The 16,408-nt window shown below is 73.0% G+C and carries 15 protein-coding genes and 1 riboswitch; of the genes, 6 read left to right on the top strand and 9 right to left on the bottom strand.

From position 1 onward, the window contains the following. Positions 1-70: 70 nt before the first annotated feature. The 3 genes from ACZ63H_RS20285 to ACZ63H_RS20295 all read right to left on the bottom strand — a co-directional run bounded on the left by ACZ63H_RS20285 (position 71) and on the right by ACZ63H_RS20295 (position 3,142). A complete protein-coding gene (locus tag ACZ63H_RS20285; protein WP_469866871.1) occupies positions 71-1,063 on the bottom strand; it encodes a DMT family transporter in 993 nt (330 codons plus the stop codon). Then, positions 1,063-2,055 carry a PLP-dependent cysteine synthase family protein gene (locus ACZ63H_RS20290; protein WP_469866873.1) on the bottom strand — a complete coding sequence of 331 codons (993 nt, stop codon included), beginning with the start codon at positions 2,053-2,055 and terminating at the stop codon, positions 1,063-1,065. The genes ACZ63H_RS20285 and ACZ63H_RS20290 overlap by 1 nt, the downstream gene beginning before the upstream one ends. Positions 2,056-2,155: 100 nt before the next feature. Continuing rightward, positions 2,156-3,142, bottom strand: coding sequence for a class I SAM-dependent methyltransferase (locus tag ACZ63H_RS20295; protein ID WP_469866875.1), 987 nt, complete (start codon positions 3,140-3,142; stop codon positions 2,156-2,158). A gap of 575 nt (positions 3,143-3,717) precedes the next feature. On the opposite strand from ACZ63H_RS20295, the gene ACZ63H_RS20300 reads away from it, so the two are divergent. From ACZ63H_RS20300 to ACZ63H_RS20310, 3 genes are all read left to right on the top strand, one after another. Beyond that, complete coding sequence (locus ACZ63H_RS20300; protein ID WP_469866877.1) at positions 3,718-4,359, top strand: class II aldolase/adducin family protein; 642 nt, start codon at positions 3,718-3,720, stop codon at positions 4,357-4,359. Next, positions 4,356-4,913: a cupin gene (locus ACZ63H_RS20305; RefSeq protein ID WP_469866879.1), complete on the top strand. Its 558-nt coding sequence runs from the start codon at positions 4,356-4,358 to the stop codon at positions 4,911-4,913. The genes ACZ63H_RS20300 and ACZ63H_RS20305 overlap by 4 nt, the downstream gene beginning before the upstream one ends. A gap of 241 nt (positions 4,914-5,154) precedes the next feature. Then, on the top strand, positions 5,155-6,480 hold the full coding sequence (locus ACZ63H_RS20310; RefSeq protein WP_469866881.1) for a helix-turn-helix domain-containing protein: 1,326 nt from the start codon (positions 5,155-5,157) through the stop codon (positions 6,478-6,480). 118 nt (positions 6,481-6,598) lie between these two features. Here the strand turns inward: ACZ63H_RS20310 and ACZ63H_RS20315 are convergent, their stop codons facing one another. Beyond that, positions 6,599-7,222: a TetR/AcrR family transcriptional regulator gene (locus ACZ63H_RS20315; protein WP_469866883.1), complete on the bottom strand. Its 624-nt coding sequence runs from the start codon at positions 7,220-7,222 to the stop codon at positions 6,599-6,601. A 278-nt stretch (positions 7,223-7,500) separates the two neighbouring features. Here ACZ63H_RS20315 and ACZ63H_RS20320 point away from each other — a divergent pair, with 278 nt between their 5' ends. Then, on the top strand, positions 7,501-8,199 hold the full coding sequence (locus ACZ63H_RS20320) for a haloacid dehalogenase type II (RefSeq protein ID WP_469866885.1): 699 nt from the start codon (positions 7,501-7,503) through the stop codon (positions 8,197-8,199). Between the two features lie 238 nt (positions 8,200-8,437). Continuing rightward, positions 8,438-8,625, top strand: a riboswitch (cobalamin riboswitch). A gap of 64 nt (positions 8,626-8,689) precedes the next feature. Then, a complete protein-coding gene (locus ACZ63H_RS20325) occupies positions 8,690-9,070 on the top strand; it encodes a (2Fe-2S) ferredoxin domain-containing protein (protein ID WP_469866887.1) in 381 nt (126 codons plus the stop codon). A 99-nt stretch (positions 9,071-9,169) separates the two neighbouring features. Here ACZ63H_RS20325 and ACZ63H_RS20330 read toward each other — a convergent pair whose 3' ends face one another. The 4 genes from ACZ63H_RS20330 to ACZ63H_RS20345 all read right to left on the bottom strand — a co-directional run bounded on the left by ACZ63H_RS20330 (position 9,170) and on the right by ACZ63H_RS20345 (position 13,916). After that, a complete protein-coding gene (locus ACZ63H_RS20330; protein ID WP_469866889.1) occupies positions 9,170-9,643 on the bottom strand; it encodes an SsgA family sporulation/cell division regulator in 474 nt (157 codons plus the stop codon). Between the two features lie 138 nt (positions 9,644-9,781). Then, a complete protein-coding gene (locus ACZ63H_RS20335) occupies positions 9,782-10,270 on the bottom strand; it encodes a TetR/AcrR family transcriptional regulator (RefSeq protein WP_469866971.1) in 489 nt (162 codons plus the stop codon). Positions 10,271-10,488: 218 nt separating this feature from the next. Continuing rightward, positions 10,489-10,962, bottom strand: a complete 474-nt coding sequence (locus tag ACZ63H_RS20340) for an SRPBCC family protein (protein WP_469866890.1) — start codon at positions 10,960-10,962, stop codon at positions 10,489-10,491. Positions 10,963-11,123: 161 nt separating this feature from the next. Then, positions 11,124-13,916, bottom strand: coding sequence for a helix-turn-helix transcriptional regulator (locus tag ACZ63H_RS20345; protein ID WP_469866892.1), 2,793 nt, complete (start codon positions 13,914-13,916; stop codon positions 11,124-11,126). Positions 13,917-14,350: 434 nt separating this feature from the next. On the opposite strand from ACZ63H_RS20345, the gene ACZ63H_RS20350 reads away from it, so the two are divergent. After that, a complete protein-coding gene (locus tag ACZ63H_RS20350) occupies positions 14,351-15,295 on the top strand; it encodes an alpha/beta hydrolase (RefSeq protein WP_469866894.1) in 945 nt (314 codons plus the stop codon). 213 nt (positions 15,296-15,508) lie between these two features. Here the strand turns inward: ACZ63H_RS20350 and ACZ63H_RS20355 are convergent, their stop codons facing one another. Beyond that, the gene (locus tag ACZ63H_RS20355; protein ID WP_469866896.1) at positions 15,509-16,039 is read right to left on the bottom strand and encodes a hypothetical protein; all 531 of its coding nucleotides are present in this window, start codon (positions 16,037-16,039) and stop codon (positions 15,509-15,511) included. Positions 16,040-16,408 lie beyond the last annotated feature (369 nt).

Consider the following 16,408-nt stretch of genomic DNA (forward strand, 5'->3'; position numbering starts at 1 on the left):
GAAGTGCCTCCTGTCGGACGGAACCAGTGATCATGACCGTGCTTCTGCGCCTCGCCGGCTCACCGCCGGCTCACTGCCGGGACACCGCGGGAACGTCCGAGGCGTCCTGGCCGGGCCGGTCGCGGCCGACGCGCAGCCGGGCGTTCCTGACGTCGAAGACCAGGTAGACGGTGATGCCGACGAGGATGAACATGGCCCCGCCGACCTCCGTCCAGGTGGGCACCCGCCGCTCCACCGGCAGGCTCAGGATCGCCCCGAAGATCGTCTCCGTGGCGAGCAGCGGACCGACCAGCGGTACCGGGATGCCCTGCGCCGCCTTGACCCAGATGTAGGTGCCCCACCAGGAACCGATGACCCCGAGGAACACGCACCAGGCGATGATCTTGAACAGTGGGTACGGGGCGAAGGTCTCCTCCGGTGTGGTGGCGATGGCGAAGGGGAGCAGCACCATCGAGGCGCCGCCCGCGCCCATCGCCACCAGGGCCGCCCAGATGGTGGGGTCGGGCTTCCGCTCCCAGGTGCGCTGCGACTGGGCGTTGCGCACCACGAAGTACGACCAGGTGAGCATGGCGCCGAGGGCCAGGCCGATGCCGAGGACGGAGTCGGCGGCGGTGCCGGCGCCCTTCCCCTCGATGAGGTCGGACACGCTCAGCAGGGTGATGCCGGTGAGGATGAGGACGACCGGTGCGACGAGTTCTCCCCAGGACATGCGTTTCTCGGCGAAGTTCCCGGCCACCGCGATCGTGATGGGCGACGAGCCCACGACGACCGCGGTGATGAAGCCGCTGCCCGTGGTCGCGGAGTACGAGACGCAGATGTAGAAGACGAAGTACCCGACGAAGCCGATGTACAGGCCGAACAGGATCCTGCGCAGGGGCATGAGCTTCAGCTTGCGCCGGCCGCGGCACAGGACGTAGAGACCGCACAGGCCGAACAGGGAGTAGCGGCCGGTCACCAGGAGGAGTTCGCTCGCGGGCCGGACGGCGGCCGGGGCGACGAAGGCGAACGCCCACAGCAGCGCGGCCGTCAGCGCGGCGGCGACGTTCTTCTGTGTGCTGCCCATCAGCGTGCCCGTTCCCGTGTGCGGACCGCACCGCCGCCGAAACCGTTCTGCGCCAGCCAGTCCGGGTTGTAGATCTTCGAGATGTACCTCGTGCCGCTGTCCGGCAGGACGGTGACGACCGTGGCCGGCCCCGTGAGCGAGCGGGCCACCTGCACGGCGCCCCACACGTTCGCCCCGGAGGTGCCGCCGCACAGGAGCCCCTCGCGCCGCGCCAGGTGGTGGCAGGTGGCGAAGGCGTCGGCGTCGGTGAACCGCAGGACGTCGTCGACGACCGAGAAGTCCATGCACTTCGCCAGGTGGTCCTCGCCCGCCCCCTCCACGAAGTACGGCGCGATCTGCCCGTGATCGACGACCCCTTCGTGGAAGTACCGGTGGTAGACGGAGCCGACCGGGTCCAGCAGGACGGAGGTCACGGACGGGTTGTGCCGCTTGAGGAACCGTGAGGTCCCGGAGATGGTGCCACCGGTGCTGCCGGACGCGACGAACGCCGTCACCGACGGCCCGAGCGCCTCCCAGATCTCCGGGCCGGTCGACCGGTAGTGCGCCTCCGCGTTGAGCGGGTTGTCGTACTGGTCGAGCATGAAGGAGCCCGGCGTCTCGGCGTGGATGCGCCTGGCGTACGCCACGTAGTGCTTCGGCGAGTCGGGCGGCGCCGAGGTCGGGCAGACGTGGACCTCGGCCCCCATCGCGCGCAGGGTGTCCTGCTTCTCCTTGCTCACCTTGTCCGGCATCGTCAGGACCGCCCGGTAGCCGCGCGCGGCCGCGATCATCGCGATGGCCGCCCCCGTGTTGCCGGAGGTGTTCTCGACGATCGTCGCGCCCGGCCGGAGCAGGCCGCGCCGCTCCGCGTCGTCCAGGATGTACCGGACGATCCGGTCCTTGATGCTCCCCCCGGGATTCATGTACTCGACCTTGGCGAAGATCCGAACATCGGCCGGCACGTCGAAGGTCTGCAGTTCGACGAGGGGGGTCGTGCCAACGAACGCATGCATGTTCATGCCGGCTCCTTAACCGGGGTACTGCGGAACGGGACCGGACGCGGGTCCGGGGCGGACCGGGGAGCGACCCGGCGTCCCGGCCCGCGGACCGGCGTCAGAGGGCGGAGTCGGGGATCTTGACCGAGTCGAGGACCGCCACCGTGTGCCCGACCCTCTCGCCCTTCTCGACGAGCGCCAGGGCGTCCCGGGCGGAGATCTCGTGGGGCGCCAGCTCCCGCTCCATCCGCAGCGCCCGCGCACCGGCCGCCGCGGCCGACACACCGTCGAAGGCCTCGCGCAGCACGCCCACCGGGTAGAAGTGGAACGGCCCCAGGCCCTCCCGCTCCCAACGGGCGTACCCGCCGACGACCTCGTGCGGCTCGGACTGCACCTTCCAGGTGTAGGTCAGGATGCTGCCGTTGTAACCGGCCGCCCCGGAGAGGGCGAGGATCTCGGAGAGCGGGACGCGCGCGCCGATCGAGGACAGCGTGCGTCCCCCGACCCGCAGCAGCGCGTGCGCCTGTTGCAGCGCCAGGTAGTGCAGGGTGACGAGGTTCTTCTCGGCGAAACCGGGGATCTCCTCGTTGCGCTCGGTGATGAAGGTCGAACTGGTCTGGCCGTCGGCGAGGTCACCGACGCCGCCCATCGGGATGTTGGGGAGGTTCTCGTAGATCACGTCGACCTCCGACAGCCTTCCGGCCACCGGGGCGAGGAGGTCGCCGGCGCCCCCGACCAACTCGACGTCCTGGTCCAGCAGATTGCGGCGGATGTTGTCCCGCGCGTGGCCGAGCACGTCCTCGTGGAGGTCCGTGAAACCGACGGTCCGGGAGCGCAGGATCTCCACGGCCGCCAGGACGTCCAGGCCGGCACCCGTACCTATGGTGCAGAACCGCGGGGCGAGGAAGCCCATGTGCGCCAGTGTCTTGAACGCGGGCACGGCGACGCTCGCGACCCAGTCGGCGCGCGGGTCGTCCGCCTTCGGGAGGTACGAGTGGTCCGAGAGCCCGAGTCCGATCGACGAGCTGATGCGGTCCGTCCGCGCGAGCTGGAAGAACTCGCGCGGCGAAACCACCAGTTCGGCCTGGTCGACGTGTACACCCATCACGGATCTCCTTCGGCGTGGTGGCGCGCTGCTGCTACGGGAACCCCCGGCTCGCGCCGCGCCGGCGTGCGGCCGGCGGGCCCCGTGGTGGGGAACCGCGGTGGCGGGAACGGCGGCACCGGGCCGCGTCCTTCGCGGGGAACAGCGCCCTGCTGGGGAAGTGCCTTCACTATCGACACCTCCGGCGCAGCCGTTCAAGGGGTGCACTGTTGTCACCTGTGAGGCAACGGCGGCGACAGTGGCCGCCGAGCCGTCCTCGGCCCGGGCACGGCGACGGCGCAAGGAGCCCTCTCCCGTGCCGGTGCTCGGTGGCCGGATGGCTTGAACGCGTCCCTTTCGCCTCCCGGCCGTTGACATGCCGAAAAACCGCTCCCTAGCATGTATCTATACCGGTAGGTATACCTTGTTGACTCTCCCTCCCCCTAAGGAGATGTCCGCGTGTCGCTCCGTCCGTCCGACGCATCAGTTGACGGTGCCCGCCGTGCTCCCGCCGCACGCGCCGAAGGGCTACGGCAACACCCGTGGGACGCCGGGCACGCGAGAAGCTCCCCGCCCCCCGGGCGGGGAGCCGGGTCGTGAGGCCGGTCCGCACCGGCACGGACGTCGAGGCGCTACGCGACCTGCTCGCGGCGGCCGTCCGGTCACTGAGCCGCGACGGCCGGCTGCCGGGGACGTCCGGCAGCGTCTCGGTGGCCTCGGACGAGGCGGTCCTGATCACGACGGACCGGGCCTGCACGGAGACGACGTCCCGTCACGACACGGTTCTCGTCGACCCCTTCCGGGGACTGCCGCTGCTCGGGGAGACGGCATGGCCATCCGCCGGGACACCGGTGCACCTCGCGGTCTACCGGCGACTGCCCGGCTGCGGGGCGGTGATCCACGCCCCGGCACCGTGCGCCACGGCCCCGGGCGGCCCGGCCAGGGGCCCTGACCGGGAGCGTGCCGGCCGCATGGTCCCCGGTGACGACGTGCTCCGCGGGGACCGCGCCACGCCGGCCGTGCCGCCCGTCCTCCCGCACCGGTCCAGCGCCGCACACACGGCCGACGACGTGATGGGCGTGCTCGACGTGCCCCGCGCCGACGCTCCGCCGGCGCTGCTCGTCGAGCGGGGCGGCGTAATCGTCTGGGGCCGGGACGTCGCCGAGGCCCGCGAGCGGCTGGAGCGGGTCGCGGCACTCGGCGGCACCCCCGGGCCCGCCCGGAGGGGCACGTCATGACGCTGTTGCAGATCATGCCGGAGGACCACCCGGAGACCGTGCGCCTGCGCACCGACGACGCCGACGTCATCCGCGCCCGACTGCTCGGGATCGGCGTCCGCCTCGCCCGCTGGCACGCCGCCCGCCGGGTGCCGGCCGACGCCGCGGACGCCGCCATCCTGCACGCCTACCGGCACCACATCGCCCACATCAGGGCGGAAGGCGGCCGCTGGGCCGTCGACGTCGCACGCATGACCGCGTCCTCGGCGGACGCGGCCCCGGACGTGACACCGCGCGCGGAGCACCGCCACGACGAGGACCTGGTGCGCTTCGTCGTGGCGGGCGCCGGCTGCTTCTACCTCCACGTCGCGGGTCTGGTGCACGCGGTGCTGTGCACCGCCGGGGACCTGTTGTCCGTACCCGCCCGCACCGCCCACTGGTTCGACGCCGGGACCCGCCCGCACTACACCGCGATCCGCTTCCTCGCCGACCGCACCGGCGGCGAGTCCTTCCTCCTCCCGGACGGCATCGCCGCCCGCTTCCCTTCGTTCGACGACCTCCTCGCCACCCCGTGAGCGGTACCGCCGCCCGGCAGCGCGGGCGGCGGCGACAGGCGGAGCGGCCCGCCGCGGCGCCCACGCCCGCCGGGCGGCCGGTGCCGAGCCACCCGCACCGGCCCGCCTCCGCGAGGCCACGTAGACGATCCGAGTGAATTCTTCTGGGGGCTTGACCGTGTTACGGCAACCAGCACAGGGCTTGACAGCCGTCCACTCCTCCCACGACGGACCCGACCGCGCTCCGGGTGCCGTCGCTCCCATGGCGTTCGGGCAGTTGCTCCGGTGCCACCGCACGCGGCGCGGGCTGTCACTCGCCCAACTGGCCGAGCGGGTGCACTTCCACCGAGGCCACCTCAGCCGGATCGAGACCGGCAAACGCCCGCCCTCGGTGGGTTTCGCCGAGGCCTGCGACCGGGCGCTCGGCACGGGCGACACGTTCACCACCATCGCGTCGGCCCTCGAAGCGGCCGCCCGCCAGCGGCAGGGCTGGGTCCGGCCCGCCCAGCTCCCGGTGGCCAAGCGGATCTTCGTGGGCCGCCGGGACCTCATGGACCGGCTGGACGAACTGCGTCGGGGCCACGAACGGTCCCTCGCGGTACCCGTCGCGGTGGTCCACGGCCCGCCGGGCGTGGGCAAGAGCACGCTGGCGGTCCACTGGGCACACCAGGCGGTCAGCGACGGCCACTTCGCGGACGGACAGCTCTTCGCCGACCTCCAGGGCATCGGGTCCGGTACCGCGGCCGCTCCCGTCGACGTCCTCGGAGACCTGCTCCTGGCCGTCGGCGTGCCCGCCGAGCGCATACCGGCGGGTCTGAGCCAGCGAGCCGCCACCTTCCGTTCCTACCTGCACGGCCGCTCGATGCTGCTGGTGCTGGACAACGCCGCGGACGCCCGGCAGGTGCTCCCCCTGCTCCCCGCCTCCCCGGGGTGCGCCGTGGTGGTGACCAGCCGGTCGGCCCTGCCCGGCCTCATGTCCCGGGTGGACGCCGTCTCCCTGCCCGTGACGGAGTTGCGCCCGGCCGAGTCCGCCTCGCTGATCCGGTCGGCCATCGGCGAGGTGCGTGCCGACGCGGCCCCCGACGCGGTGGACGTCCTGGCCGAGCGTTGCGGGCACCTGCCCCTGGCGCTCGCGCTGGCCACCGAACACGTCGTCAGCCGGCAGGACGCGAGCGCCCGCGCCCTCGCCGCCGAACTGGAGTCCGAGCGTGCCCGGTTGAACCTGGCCGCCGGTGACATGACACTGCGGGACGCGTTCGACGCCTCGTACCGGGCGCTGGACGAGTCGAGTGCGCGGGTGTTCCGGCTGCTCGGCCGTCTCCCCGCCGGCCGGTTCGACGCGGCGGACACCGCGGCGACGGCGGGCGTCAGCAAGGACGAGGCCATGCGCGTGCTGCGCGGCCTCGCCGGCGCGCACCTCATCCGGCACCGCGACGAGCGCCACTACCACCTGCCCGGCCTGCTGCGCGCCTACGCCGCCGACCTGTCGCGGAGACTGGACGGGGAGCCGGAGCGCACGGTGCCGTGCGCGGTGGACGGCCCCCGCCCGGCGCCGTCCACGCGCTCCTTCTCGTCGCTGGTCGCCTGAGCCCGCCCCGGGACGCGACCGGAACGACCAGCGGCGAAGAGGAGCCGGTCCTGCCGTTTCACCGGGCCGGGAGCACCCGGTCCGGGCGGGCCGAGCCGTCACCGCCCGCCAGGGGGCGTCACCGGGTGAGCGATCGCTCCAGCAGGACGGCGGCCACCTGTTCGGCGCGGTCGATCGCCTGTTCCACCGACCGCATGGACTGGGTGACGCACGCGCCCTCGTGCAGGATCAGGACCTGTGCGGCCAGTGCCGCAGGGTCCTCGACGTCGGCCTCGGTCGCCAGGTCCTCCAGGTACGCGAGGAGCCACGCCTTCTGATCGCGGGCCACCTCGCGGCCCGGGTGGTTCTCGGGCAGTTCCACGGCGGCGTTGATGAACGCACAGCCCCTGAGCTGACTGCGCTCGCGCATCCAGTCGCGCAGCGCGCCGAACGTGGCCAGGATCTTCTCGCCGGGCGGACCGTCGTGGCTGTTCACGTGCTTCACCAGAGTCGAACGCCACAGACCGTCACGGGCCCGCAGATAGGCGACGATCAGATCGTCCTTCGAGCCGAAGCGGTCGTAGAGGGTCTTCTTGGTGACCTCCGCCGCCTCGGCGATCGCCTCCACGCCGACGGCGCGGATGCCCTGCTCGTAGAAGAGCCGGGACGCGGTCTCGAGGATCTTCACTCCGGCCGGGGTCAGGTGCCGCCCCCCACGCGACCTGCGGCTGCGGCCGGTGATCGTCTCGTCCTTGACAGTCACGCCCCGACACTACACCCATCGGTATGGTTAGAGAAGGTTCACAATCGGACGTCATCGTTCCGCCGTGTCGAGTGCGGTGCCCGCTCCGGGCGGGCTCGACACGCCCACCGTCGGCGCAGAAGGGGTGCCGGGCCCTGCCCCCGGGCCACGCTGTCCCGGGTGACGGCGATCGAGCCGGGAACGGACGGTGCGACGGACCTCCCCACGCGATCGGCCACCCGCCCGTACAGGCAACCGTTTCGGGGCCGGTACCCGAACGCCGGTGAGGGGAGGACGCGATGGCCGGGGCGAGCGGCATCGAGGTCGTCGTCTTCGACGTGCTCGGCACGATGGTCGACGAGCCCGGCGGACTGCGGGCCGCGCTGCGTGAGGCGGTGCCCGCGGCCGACGACGCCCTCGCCGGACGCCTGCTGACCGAGTGGCAGCGGCACGTCGAACACGAACAGCGTCGCGTCACCGAGCAGCGGCGCCCCTATGCCAACTCCGAGGTGATCGACCGGGAGGCGGCCGAGCGGGTGGCCGCTCTCGCCGGGATCGGCGACCCGGCGGCCGTGGCACGACTGGCGACGGCCGGCCGTCGCCTGAGCCCGTGGGAGGACGCGCCCGCCGGTCTGGCGCGCTGCGCCGGACGCCGCCCCGTCCTCGGACTGAGCAACGCCGCCCGGACGGCGTTGCTGCGTCTCAACGCCCACGCCGGACTGCGCTGGCACCAGGTCCTGTCCGCCGAGGACGCCCGCGCCTACAAGCCCGCGCCGGACGTGTACCGGCTCGCGCTCGACGCGGCGGGCTGCCCGCCCGAACAGGTGCTGATGGTCGCCGCCCACGCCTGGGACCTGCGCGGGGCCCAGGCGGTGGGCATGCGGACCGCCTACGTGCGCCGTCCGGTGGGGGACCCGCCCGCCGACGGCGACACCTTCGACTGGCGGGTGGAGAGCCTGGCGGAACTGGCCGACGCGCTCCCCGCGCCCCACTCCTGACCGACCGCGGCCCGCAGGCCGCGCTGCCTCGGTGACACGGTGCCGCCCTCCACGGGCGCGGGTCCGGCCGAGCGCCGCGGCTGCGGGGAAGGCCGGCGTCCCCTCCCAAGTGAAGGGCTCCTGGGCGCGGTCGCTGTTGCCCGCGCCCGGCGGCAGTGGAGTGCGGGGGAGCACCGCACCACCCGAACCGGCTGGCATCCGGCGGGGCGGGCCCGGTTCCGGCGGGGTCGGCGGATCCCCTCGCAGGGTGGCATGATGACCGGCGACAGGGCGACGGCGGAACGAGGAAGCCGGTGTGAATCCGGCGCGGTCCCGCCACTGTGATCGGTGAGTGAGTCCCGTACGGCCACTGCCCCCGACGGGTGGGAAGGCCGGGACGAACCGTGACCCGAGAGCCAGGAGACTCACGTCGTCGCCTCCTCGAAGGACCCCGGGGCGGATCTCCCCGGAGACAGGGGTGTGGGGCGTGTCCGGGACAAGGGACGGGGAAGTGTCCGGCGCGGAGGTGGCCGCGCGACCGGCCGGTGGCGCGCCGTGCCGGGTCGTCGTGTGCCGGGACTGCTGCTGCGGCAGTCCGAAGGTGACCGGTGTCGACCACGCCGCACAGGCCGCGCGCCTGCGTGCCGAGGCGCCCGTACGCATCTCCGCCTGCCTCGACGTGTGCGACCAGGCCAACGTGGTCGTCGTGCAGCCCTCCGCCGCCGGGCGGGCGGCCGGAGCCCGGCCGGTGTGGCTGGGGCTGGTCAACGACCCGGCCGCGACGGAGGACATCGCCGCCTGGATACGGGCGGGCGGCCCCGGCATCGCCCCCCGGCCGGAGATCCTCGACCTGTACGCGTTCACCCCACGGGGCCGCCGCACGGCTTCCTGAGCGGCGGGGACCGCCACGGCCGGACATGCGGCGAGGGAGGGCGGACGGTGCGGGCGCGGCGGAGCCGTGTGCGAACCCCGCCGAAGCGGCGCCGCGGGGTCAGTCGGACTCCTTCCCGGGCCCGCGGAGCAGCTCCTCGGTCGTGGCGTCCCAGTCCACCGCGGCGAACTCGCCACCGGCGGGAACGAGTGCGTAGGTGTGCTCCAGCCACTCCGCGAGCGGTGGTATGGGCAGTTCGAACAGCGCGGCCATGTCACCGGAGGCCAGTTGGAGCCATGCGGTGTCCCGTTCCTCCGGGTGCGAGGGCCACATCCGGACGTCGCCGGCGCCGCTCGCCGAGTACAGCCCCTGGTGCAGCAGATCCCGCCCGATCCGCCACACGACACGCGAGCCGCCGCCCTCGATGAGGAACTCCACGCACACGGTCAAGGGCAGTTCGGGGTCGTACCGGAACGCGGCCCGGATCGTCTGCCGTGCCGAGAGGTCCAGCACGCGCTCGATGTCCAAGGTCAGCTCAGGACGACCGCGCGGTGCCGTTCGGCCGGCGTCCACACCTGGCTGGTAGCCGCTCATGACGGAGGGATCCTTCCCTGAGGCGGAAGCTGACACGACCTACTCTTGCTCTTCGGTGCTCGCCGTACATAAGTAACTTGACCGTCGGACGCCGGCTGCCGCGACAGTGCTCGGCCTGGTCGGGGCCTCGCCGGAGTATCAGGTGGCACCGAGGCCGTTGAGCAGGGTGTCGACGACCACGTCCGCCGCCTGCCCGGGACTCAGCTCGGGCAGTTGCCGGGACACCAGGTGCATGAGCTGGGGCAGCAACGCGCTCGCCCACCCCCGCGGGAGGCCGGGGCGCAACAAGCCCTCGTCGATCGCGCGTTCGAGGAAGGCGTCGACCTCGCGGACGGACGCGTCACGGCGCGCGCGGACGGCCTCGTCGGCGAGCATGCGGGCCAGGTCGACGGGCCAGGTCCGGTTGACGGTGATGATGTTCTCGACGTAGCGGTGCAGGGCGACGGCGACGGGTGCCTCGCGCAGCCGGGCGTCCTCGATGGCCTCTTCGATGGCCGAGAGCCGGCAGGCGTAGATGGCGGCGAGGAGTTCCTCACGGCCGGCGAAGCGCCGGTAGACGGTGCGCCGGTCCACGCCCGCCTCGGCCGCGATGCTCGCGATGCTCGCACCGGGGTCGGCGGCGAGCATGCGCGCTCCGGTGGTCAGGACGGCTTCCAGGTTGCGTGCTGCGTCGGCTCTCACCGCACCGAGTCTAGCGGACCGACTGTGCTGGATAAGAGGTCTTCTGTCTCTGTAGCGAGTAGGAATTGCAATCAACTGCCACGCCAAAGAGGCGAATACGCCTCATGGCGGCTCCGGCCGGGCGGCCGTCCCGCACCGCACCGCACCGGCCGCGCGCACCCCTCTCACGGGGCGCTCTCGGAGAGCCGCCCGAGCTGCGCGATCCACAGGGTCGTCAGGTGCCGGGCCCACAGGGGACACGAGGCGTCCAGGGACCGGGCGGCGGGACCGCGGGCGACGGTCGCGGTCACCACGTGGGTGCCGCCCGCGACCGCGGTGAACAGCCAGGCCTGGTACGACTGCACACCGGTGCCGACACCCGACCAGCCGAGCCGGCGGGGCGGGATGTGCTCTCCCATGAAAATCTCGAAACGCTGCCCGAGGAACAGTACTTCGAAGGCCCTCGTGATCGGCGCGGCCCGCACCTCGGTGATGCCCGGCACCCACTGCGGCCACCGCGCCACATCGGTGAGCAGGGCGAACACCGTGCCGGGCGAGGCGTGCACGACGGCCTGTGCCTGGCAGTAACCGTGGGCCTGGTCGGGCGAGAAGCCCGAGGGCCAGTGCATGTCCGGATGGCTGTCCGAGGCACCGCGCATCCGGCTCCCCTCTCAGTGGCCCCGACGCCCTCACGCACGGCCGCCGGAGGGAAAGGCCCCGCCAGGGCCGTTCCCGCGTCCACTGTGCGCGGGGCTCCGCGGCCCCGCATACGTCAAATGACTGAGCGGACGGGGCCGGTGGCCGGCCCGTGCCGGCCGGCTCAGCCGTCCCGGTCGAGGCCGAGCCCGGACAGTGCCTCCCTGAGCGCGGTACGCGAAGCGATGCCCAGTTTCGGATAGATCTGGTACAGGTGCGTACCGATGGTGCGATGGGACAGGAAGAGCCGCTCGGCGATCTGCTTGTTGGTCAGCCCCGTCGCCGCCAGCCGGGCGATCTGCAGTTCCTGAGCGGTCAGCGTCACGCTTCCCGGCCCCGCGGCGGTCGGCGTGGACAGGCCGCTCGCGCGCAGCTCGGCCGTCGTACGCGCCGTCCAGGGCGCGGCGCCCAGCCGCTGGAAGACCTCCAGCGCCAAGGTCAGCTGCTCCCTGGCCTCTGTCGTGGCACGCAGGCGTCTGAGGCGTTCACCGTGGAAGAGGCGCACGCGCGCGGCGTCGAAGGGCCAGCGTTCCGCTCCGGGCAGCGACAGGGCCCGGTCGAACAGGGCGACGGATGCCTCGCCGGGCGTGGTCAGTGCCTCGCAGGCCAGGACCAGCAGCTTCAGCCGGGGCGACAGCTCGGCCATCGCCGACGCGCGCATCGCCGCCGAGTGGGCCGCGGCCTCCTCCTCCCGGCCGGTTCGCAGGGCCGCCTCGACCAGGTCCATCGTGCCCCACATGGCGATCGGTACGTAGGGGGCCACGGTTCCGGGCGGGCTGAGCGTGCGGGCGTGCCGGTAGGCGGTCTCGAAGTCGCCGGCGCCGAGCGCGGCCAGCGTTCTCGCGTGGCAGGCGAAGAACCGCGCGCCGTGGGCTCCGCGGGGCGTTGCCCACCGGACGATCTCCTCGGTCAGCGCGGCAGCGGTCTCCGCGTCGCCCCGCGCCGCGGCCACGGCCGCCCGCACGTACTGGAAGTACCAGGCGAAGAAGCGGTAGTCGTGGTTGGCACACAGCAGGAGCCCCTCGGCGGCCAGTTCCGCCGCGTCGTCCCAGCGGCCCAGGTGGTAGTAGTCCAGGCCCAGGTGCATCAGCGCCCCCAGGTGCCGGCGGACGGGCGCGGCCCCGGCGCGGCCCTGCTCGATCAGCCGGCGCGTCGCGCCCCGGAACTCCCCGAGCAGATCGGGGAACACCGAGGCGGTGCCGACGCGTACCACGCGGGTGGGGTCCTCACCCACGGAGGAGATCAGCTTCGTCAGGCGGGGCAGCGCCGACGGACCGGTGCGCGCCGGGTCGGCGAAGGTCCGGGCGATGACCCACAGCAGCTCGGGAGGTTCGGGTGTCAGCCGGTCCAGGAACGCGAACAGCGGCTGCCACAGCTCGGGGGCGCCGCCGTACCAGCACAGCAGCACCAGAAGGTGCAGGGCCTCGACGAGAGCGGCGTCGGAGGCGTCGTAGCCGTGCTCTCCTGCTTCGATCGCCCCGACCAGCAGCCGGTACGCGGTCTGGATGTCACCGTCCCTGTTGATCAGCAGGAACGCGGACGCCGCCGCCGCGTGCAGGGAGTGCCGCTCCGTGCCGGGATGGACGAGCCGGGCCCCGGCGAGGAGCCGCGAGGCGTCCTCCAGTTCACCGCCGGAGTCCACGCCGACGTAGGCCGCCTCGGCCAGCCGCCGGCTCTCGTCGGCCGCGGCCGGGCTGAGCCCGGCGGCCCGGGTCAGCGCCGTCACCGCGCCGAGCGCGTCCCCGCGCCGCAGCCGACGCCGCGCGGCCTCCTCCAGGAGGGCCGCGACGGTCTCGTCCGGACCCACGGCAGCCTCACCGAGGTGCCAGGCGCGGCGCTCCAACTCGCCGCCGAGGACGCCGGCGAGCGCTTGGTGGGCCCGTCTGCGCTCCGCGGCGGTCGCCGGCTCCACCACCGCGGAGCCGATCAGCGGGTGCCGGAAGGCCAGCCGCCGGTTGTCCGCGGAGATCGTCACCAGCCGGGCGCGTTCGGCGGGAGCGAGGTCGTCGATGGTGGCCCGGCCGGCCGCCGCCGCCGTGACCGAGGCCAGGTCGCCGGTGCCGTCGAGGGCGGCGATCAGAAGGAGTTCCCGGCTGCTGTCGGGCAGCTCGGCCACGCGCGAGGCGAACAAGCCCTGCAGGCGCTCCGTCAGGGGCAGCACGGTGGGTACCGCCGCCAGGGTCGCGCGCTGCTCGCTGGAGAGCGCCACCGGCAACTCCACCAGCGCCAGCGGGTTGCCGCGTGCCTCGGCGCGGATACGGCGTCGTACCGCGGGTGAGACGTCGGGGTGGGCCAGGTCCAGCAACTCCGCCGACGACGCGTCGTCCAGCGGCTTGAGCCGGTACTCGGTCAGGCCGCTCGACTCGAAGAAGCTCTCGGAGCCCTCCCGGAAGGCCGCCAGGAAGCCGATACGGCTGCCGACCAGCCGCCGGGCCACGAAACCGAGCACGGCGTTGGTCGCCCGGTCCAGCCACGGCAGGTCGTCGACGACGAGCAGGACCGGCTGTTCGACGGATATCCGACGCAGCAACAGCAGTACCGCGGTGGAGGTCAGCAGACGGTCGGGAGCCGGCCCGCCGCCGATGCCCACCGCGACCCGCAGGGCGTCGCGGTGCGGGTTGTCCAAGGCGTCGAACTCGTCGAAGAGGGGGACGAGGAGCTGGTTGAGACCCGCGTAGCCGATGTCCGCCTCGAACTGCACGCCGGCCGCGCGCAGGACCCGGACGCCGTTGTGCGCGGCGCCCTTCGCCACCGCGTCGAGCAGCGCGCTCTTGCCCACTCCGGCCTCGCCCGACAGCAGCAGAGCCGCGCCGTGGACCTCGTGGTTGCCGAAGAAGGACTCGATGAACGAGAGTTCCGCGTCGCGTCCGACCAGACCTGTCGAGGCCGGGTGGACGGTCGAATCCAGGTCTTTCATCGGGCTGCCTCCAACGGCCGACGTCTGGATGCCCGGTATCCCCTGTTGGTGTGGTGGTGCCTGGCCCCGGTTCCGTGCGACCCATGCGATCACGGCAGTCTAAAGGACGTGCCCAGGCGGCAGTTGCGGAGAACGTTCACCCGGGAGCGCGCGGTCCGGACGGCGCGCCGGGCCGCGGCACCGGGCCCGGGGGAGCCCCCGCCCGGTCTTTTGGAGTGCACGGGCCGTGATGTCCCCGCGCCCGCGAACTCCCGCGCCGGGCACGCCCGACGGAACGAAAGGGGGGAAGGTTCCTTCCCAGGCAGGAACCTGCCCCTTCCGCCGCCGCGCGACCCGGCGGAGTGTGGTGGTGTGCCCGGCGGGACACGGCCTACAGGACCGGCCGTCCGGTGCGTCAGCCACCCCGTTCGACCCGTCTTGGCAGGAGTGCCCCCATGGCCCGGACCACCGTGACCTTCGACAGCGCCGGCATCGAGATCGCCGCCCACCTCCACACTCCCGACGCCCCGGCACCGGCTCTCCGCCCGGCACTGGTGGTCGGTCATCCGGGGACGGGGGTGAAGGAGCAGACGGCCGGCACCTACGCGCGGCGGATGGCCGAACGCGGTTTCGTAAGCCTCGCCTTCGACGCCGCCCACCAGGGCGCCTCCGGCGGTCTGCCGCGTGGTCTGGAGGACCCCGCGCAGCGCGTGGAGGATTTCAAGGCCGCCGTCTCCTACCTGACCACCCGGGAGGAGGTCGATCCCGGTCGGATCGGTCTGCTCGGCATCTGCGCCTCCGGCGGTTACTCACTGGCCGCCACCGGCGGCGACCCGCGGGTCAGGGCCGTGGCCACCGTGTGCACGGCCGACCCCTCCCGCCAGTTCCGCCTCGGCGCCGACGGCACCCAGGACCCCGCCGTGTTCCGGAGGCTGCTGGACGCCGCCGCCCGGGCCCGCACCGCCGCCGCTCGCGGCCTGGATCCCGGGGTGATGACCATGTTCCCGCGGACGGCCGAGGAGGCGGGCGCGCTCGGTGGCGAACACGGCGCCGAGGGCTACGAGTACTACTGCACCCCGCGCGGCGCACACGAGCGTTCCGCGAAGTTCCTCGCCTGGCAGAGCATCGACAGTCTCGCCTCGTACGACGCCTTCTTCGCCGTCCCCCTCATCGCTCCCCGCCCGATGCTCCAGATCATCGGCGAACGCGCCGTCACCGCCTGGATGGCCGTCGAAGCGCACCAGCGTGCCACCGGCCCCAGGGAACTGCACCGCATCAAGGGTGCCAGCCACGTCGACCTCTACGACAGGAGGCAATACGTCGACCCCGCCGTCGACAAACTCACCGACTTCTTCACCACCCACCTCACCGCCACGGCCCACCCGGAGACGGCACGGTGATCCGGCGGGATCGGGCGGCGGCCGGGAACACACGTGTCCGTGGCGGTCGCCTTCCGGGCTTTCGGCCCTGCGCGTCGTCCGATTCCCTCGACCGCGGGTCCCGTGCTCTTCCCCGGCACGGGGCCCGCTTCCCGGCCGCACCGCGCACCGCCGGTCACACGTACCGGTGACCGCGTCCGGGGCCGGCACCCACGGGGACGAGCGGGACAGGTGTCAGCCCGCGTCACCCGTCGTGTCCGGCGACGCCTCCGCGAGGGTGTACATGACGGAGCGCTGCTGCTTGTGCCGCCGGATGCGCCCCTTGGCGACCAGCGCCTCGAGGGTGTTCCGCACCACCTGCGGTGTGGGGTCGCGGTCCGGGAACCTCTCCAGCAGCTCGTCCCGCAGCTCCTTCGCCAGGCGCGGCTCGTCGTGCCGGGCGAGCAGATCCGTCAGCAGGTCGCCGAGCAGGGGCCGACGCGACTTCCCCTTCGCGCCGCCCTTCGCCGTCCCGCCCTTCGCGGCGGACGCGGCTGGTGCCGCACGCCGGGAGACGGATCCGGAAGCCGCCTTCGTCTTCCCGGCGACGGGTTCGTCCTGCAACTGCTCGGGCAGGCGCGACGGGTCCGCGAAGCCTTCGTACCGCTCGGCGAGGCTCAGGATGTCCGCCAGGAGGGCCTCCTCCTGCTTGAGCACCCTGATCGCCTCCTCCAGCTCCTGCTGTCGCCGACGGTTCTCCGCCAAGTCCGACGCGGCTTGTTCCATGTACCGCGATCGGAGCGTCGCGGCTGATTGGCTGGTCACAACCGTTCACTCCCTCGATGTGGATGATGTCGCGCATGCTACCCACGCCGAGGGCCGTCGTGCAGACAAGTGTGGACGCCTGACCGTTCACCGGACATGTTCGCCCTCCGGCGGGTGCCTCCCGCCGGCGCATGTGAGAGCGCGGTTTCCCGCCGTGGCCTCCGGCATGTGACCACGGCCCGCACGGGGCTCCCTGCGGACAGACCGCCCCGTGAGTGTGCCGCCCGCTGATCACGGCGTGGGGTGTGCAGCCACCGAAGTGAGGTGCCGGCGGTCGGGACGAGGGCGTGGTCCTGGGGCGGCGGCGGATGTGCCCGGCTCGGGTGTCCG

It is taken from the genome of Streptomyces sp. NPDC104831 (genome assembly GCF_055583025.1).

Excerpts from the sequence above, each read along its gene's own strand:
- ACZ63H_RS20285 (WP_469866871.1), bottom strand. The coding sequence starts at position 1,063 with ATGGGCAGCACACAGAAGAACGTCGCCGCCGCGCTGACGGCCGCGCTG.
- ACZ63H_RS20290 (WP_469866873.1), bottom strand. The coding sequence starts at position 2,055 with ATGCATGCGTTCGTTGGCACGACCCCCCTCGTCGAACTGCAGACCTTC.
- ACZ63H_RS20295 (WP_469866875.1), bottom strand. The coding sequence starts at position 3,142 with ATGGGTGTACACGTCGACCAGGCCGAACTGGTGGTTTCGCCGCGCGAG.
- ACZ63H_RS20305 (WP_469866879.1), top strand. The coding sequence starts at position 4,356 with ATGACGCTGTTGCAGATCATGCCGGAGGACCACCCGGAGACCGTGCGC.
- ACZ63H_RS20310 (WP_469866881.1), top strand. The coding sequence starts at position 5,155 with ATGGCGTTCGGGCAGTTGCTCCGGTGCCACCGCACGCGGCGCGGGCTG.
- ACZ63H_RS20320 (WP_469866885.1), top strand. The coding sequence starts at position 7,501 with ATGGCCGGGGCGAGCGGCATCGAGGTCGTCGTCTTCGACGTGCTCGGC.
- ACZ63H_RS20330 (WP_469866889.1), bottom strand. The coding sequence starts at position 9,643 with ATGAGCGGCTACCAGCCAGGTGTGGACGCCGGCCGAACGGCACCGCGC.
- ACZ63H_RS20335 (WP_469866971.1), bottom strand. The coding sequence starts at position 10,270 with ATGCTCGCCGCCGACCCCGGTGCGAGCATCGCGAGCATCGCGGCCGAG.
- ACZ63H_RS20340 (WP_469866890.1), bottom strand. The coding sequence starts at position 10,962 with ATGCGCGGTGCCTCGGACAGCCATCCGGACATGCACTGGCCCTCGGGC.
- ACZ63H_RS20345 (WP_469866892.1), bottom strand. The coding sequence starts at position 13,916 with ATGAAAGACCTGGATTCGACCGTCCACCCGGCCTCGACAGGTCTGGTC.
- ACZ63H_RS20350 (WP_469866894.1), top strand. The coding sequence starts at position 14,351 with ATGGCCCGGACCACCGTGACCTTCGACAGCGCCGGCATCGAGATCGCC.
- ACZ63H_RS20355 (WP_469866896.1), bottom strand. The coding sequence starts at position 16,039 with ATGGAACAAGCCGCGTCGGACTTGGCGGAGAACCGTCGGCGACAGCAG.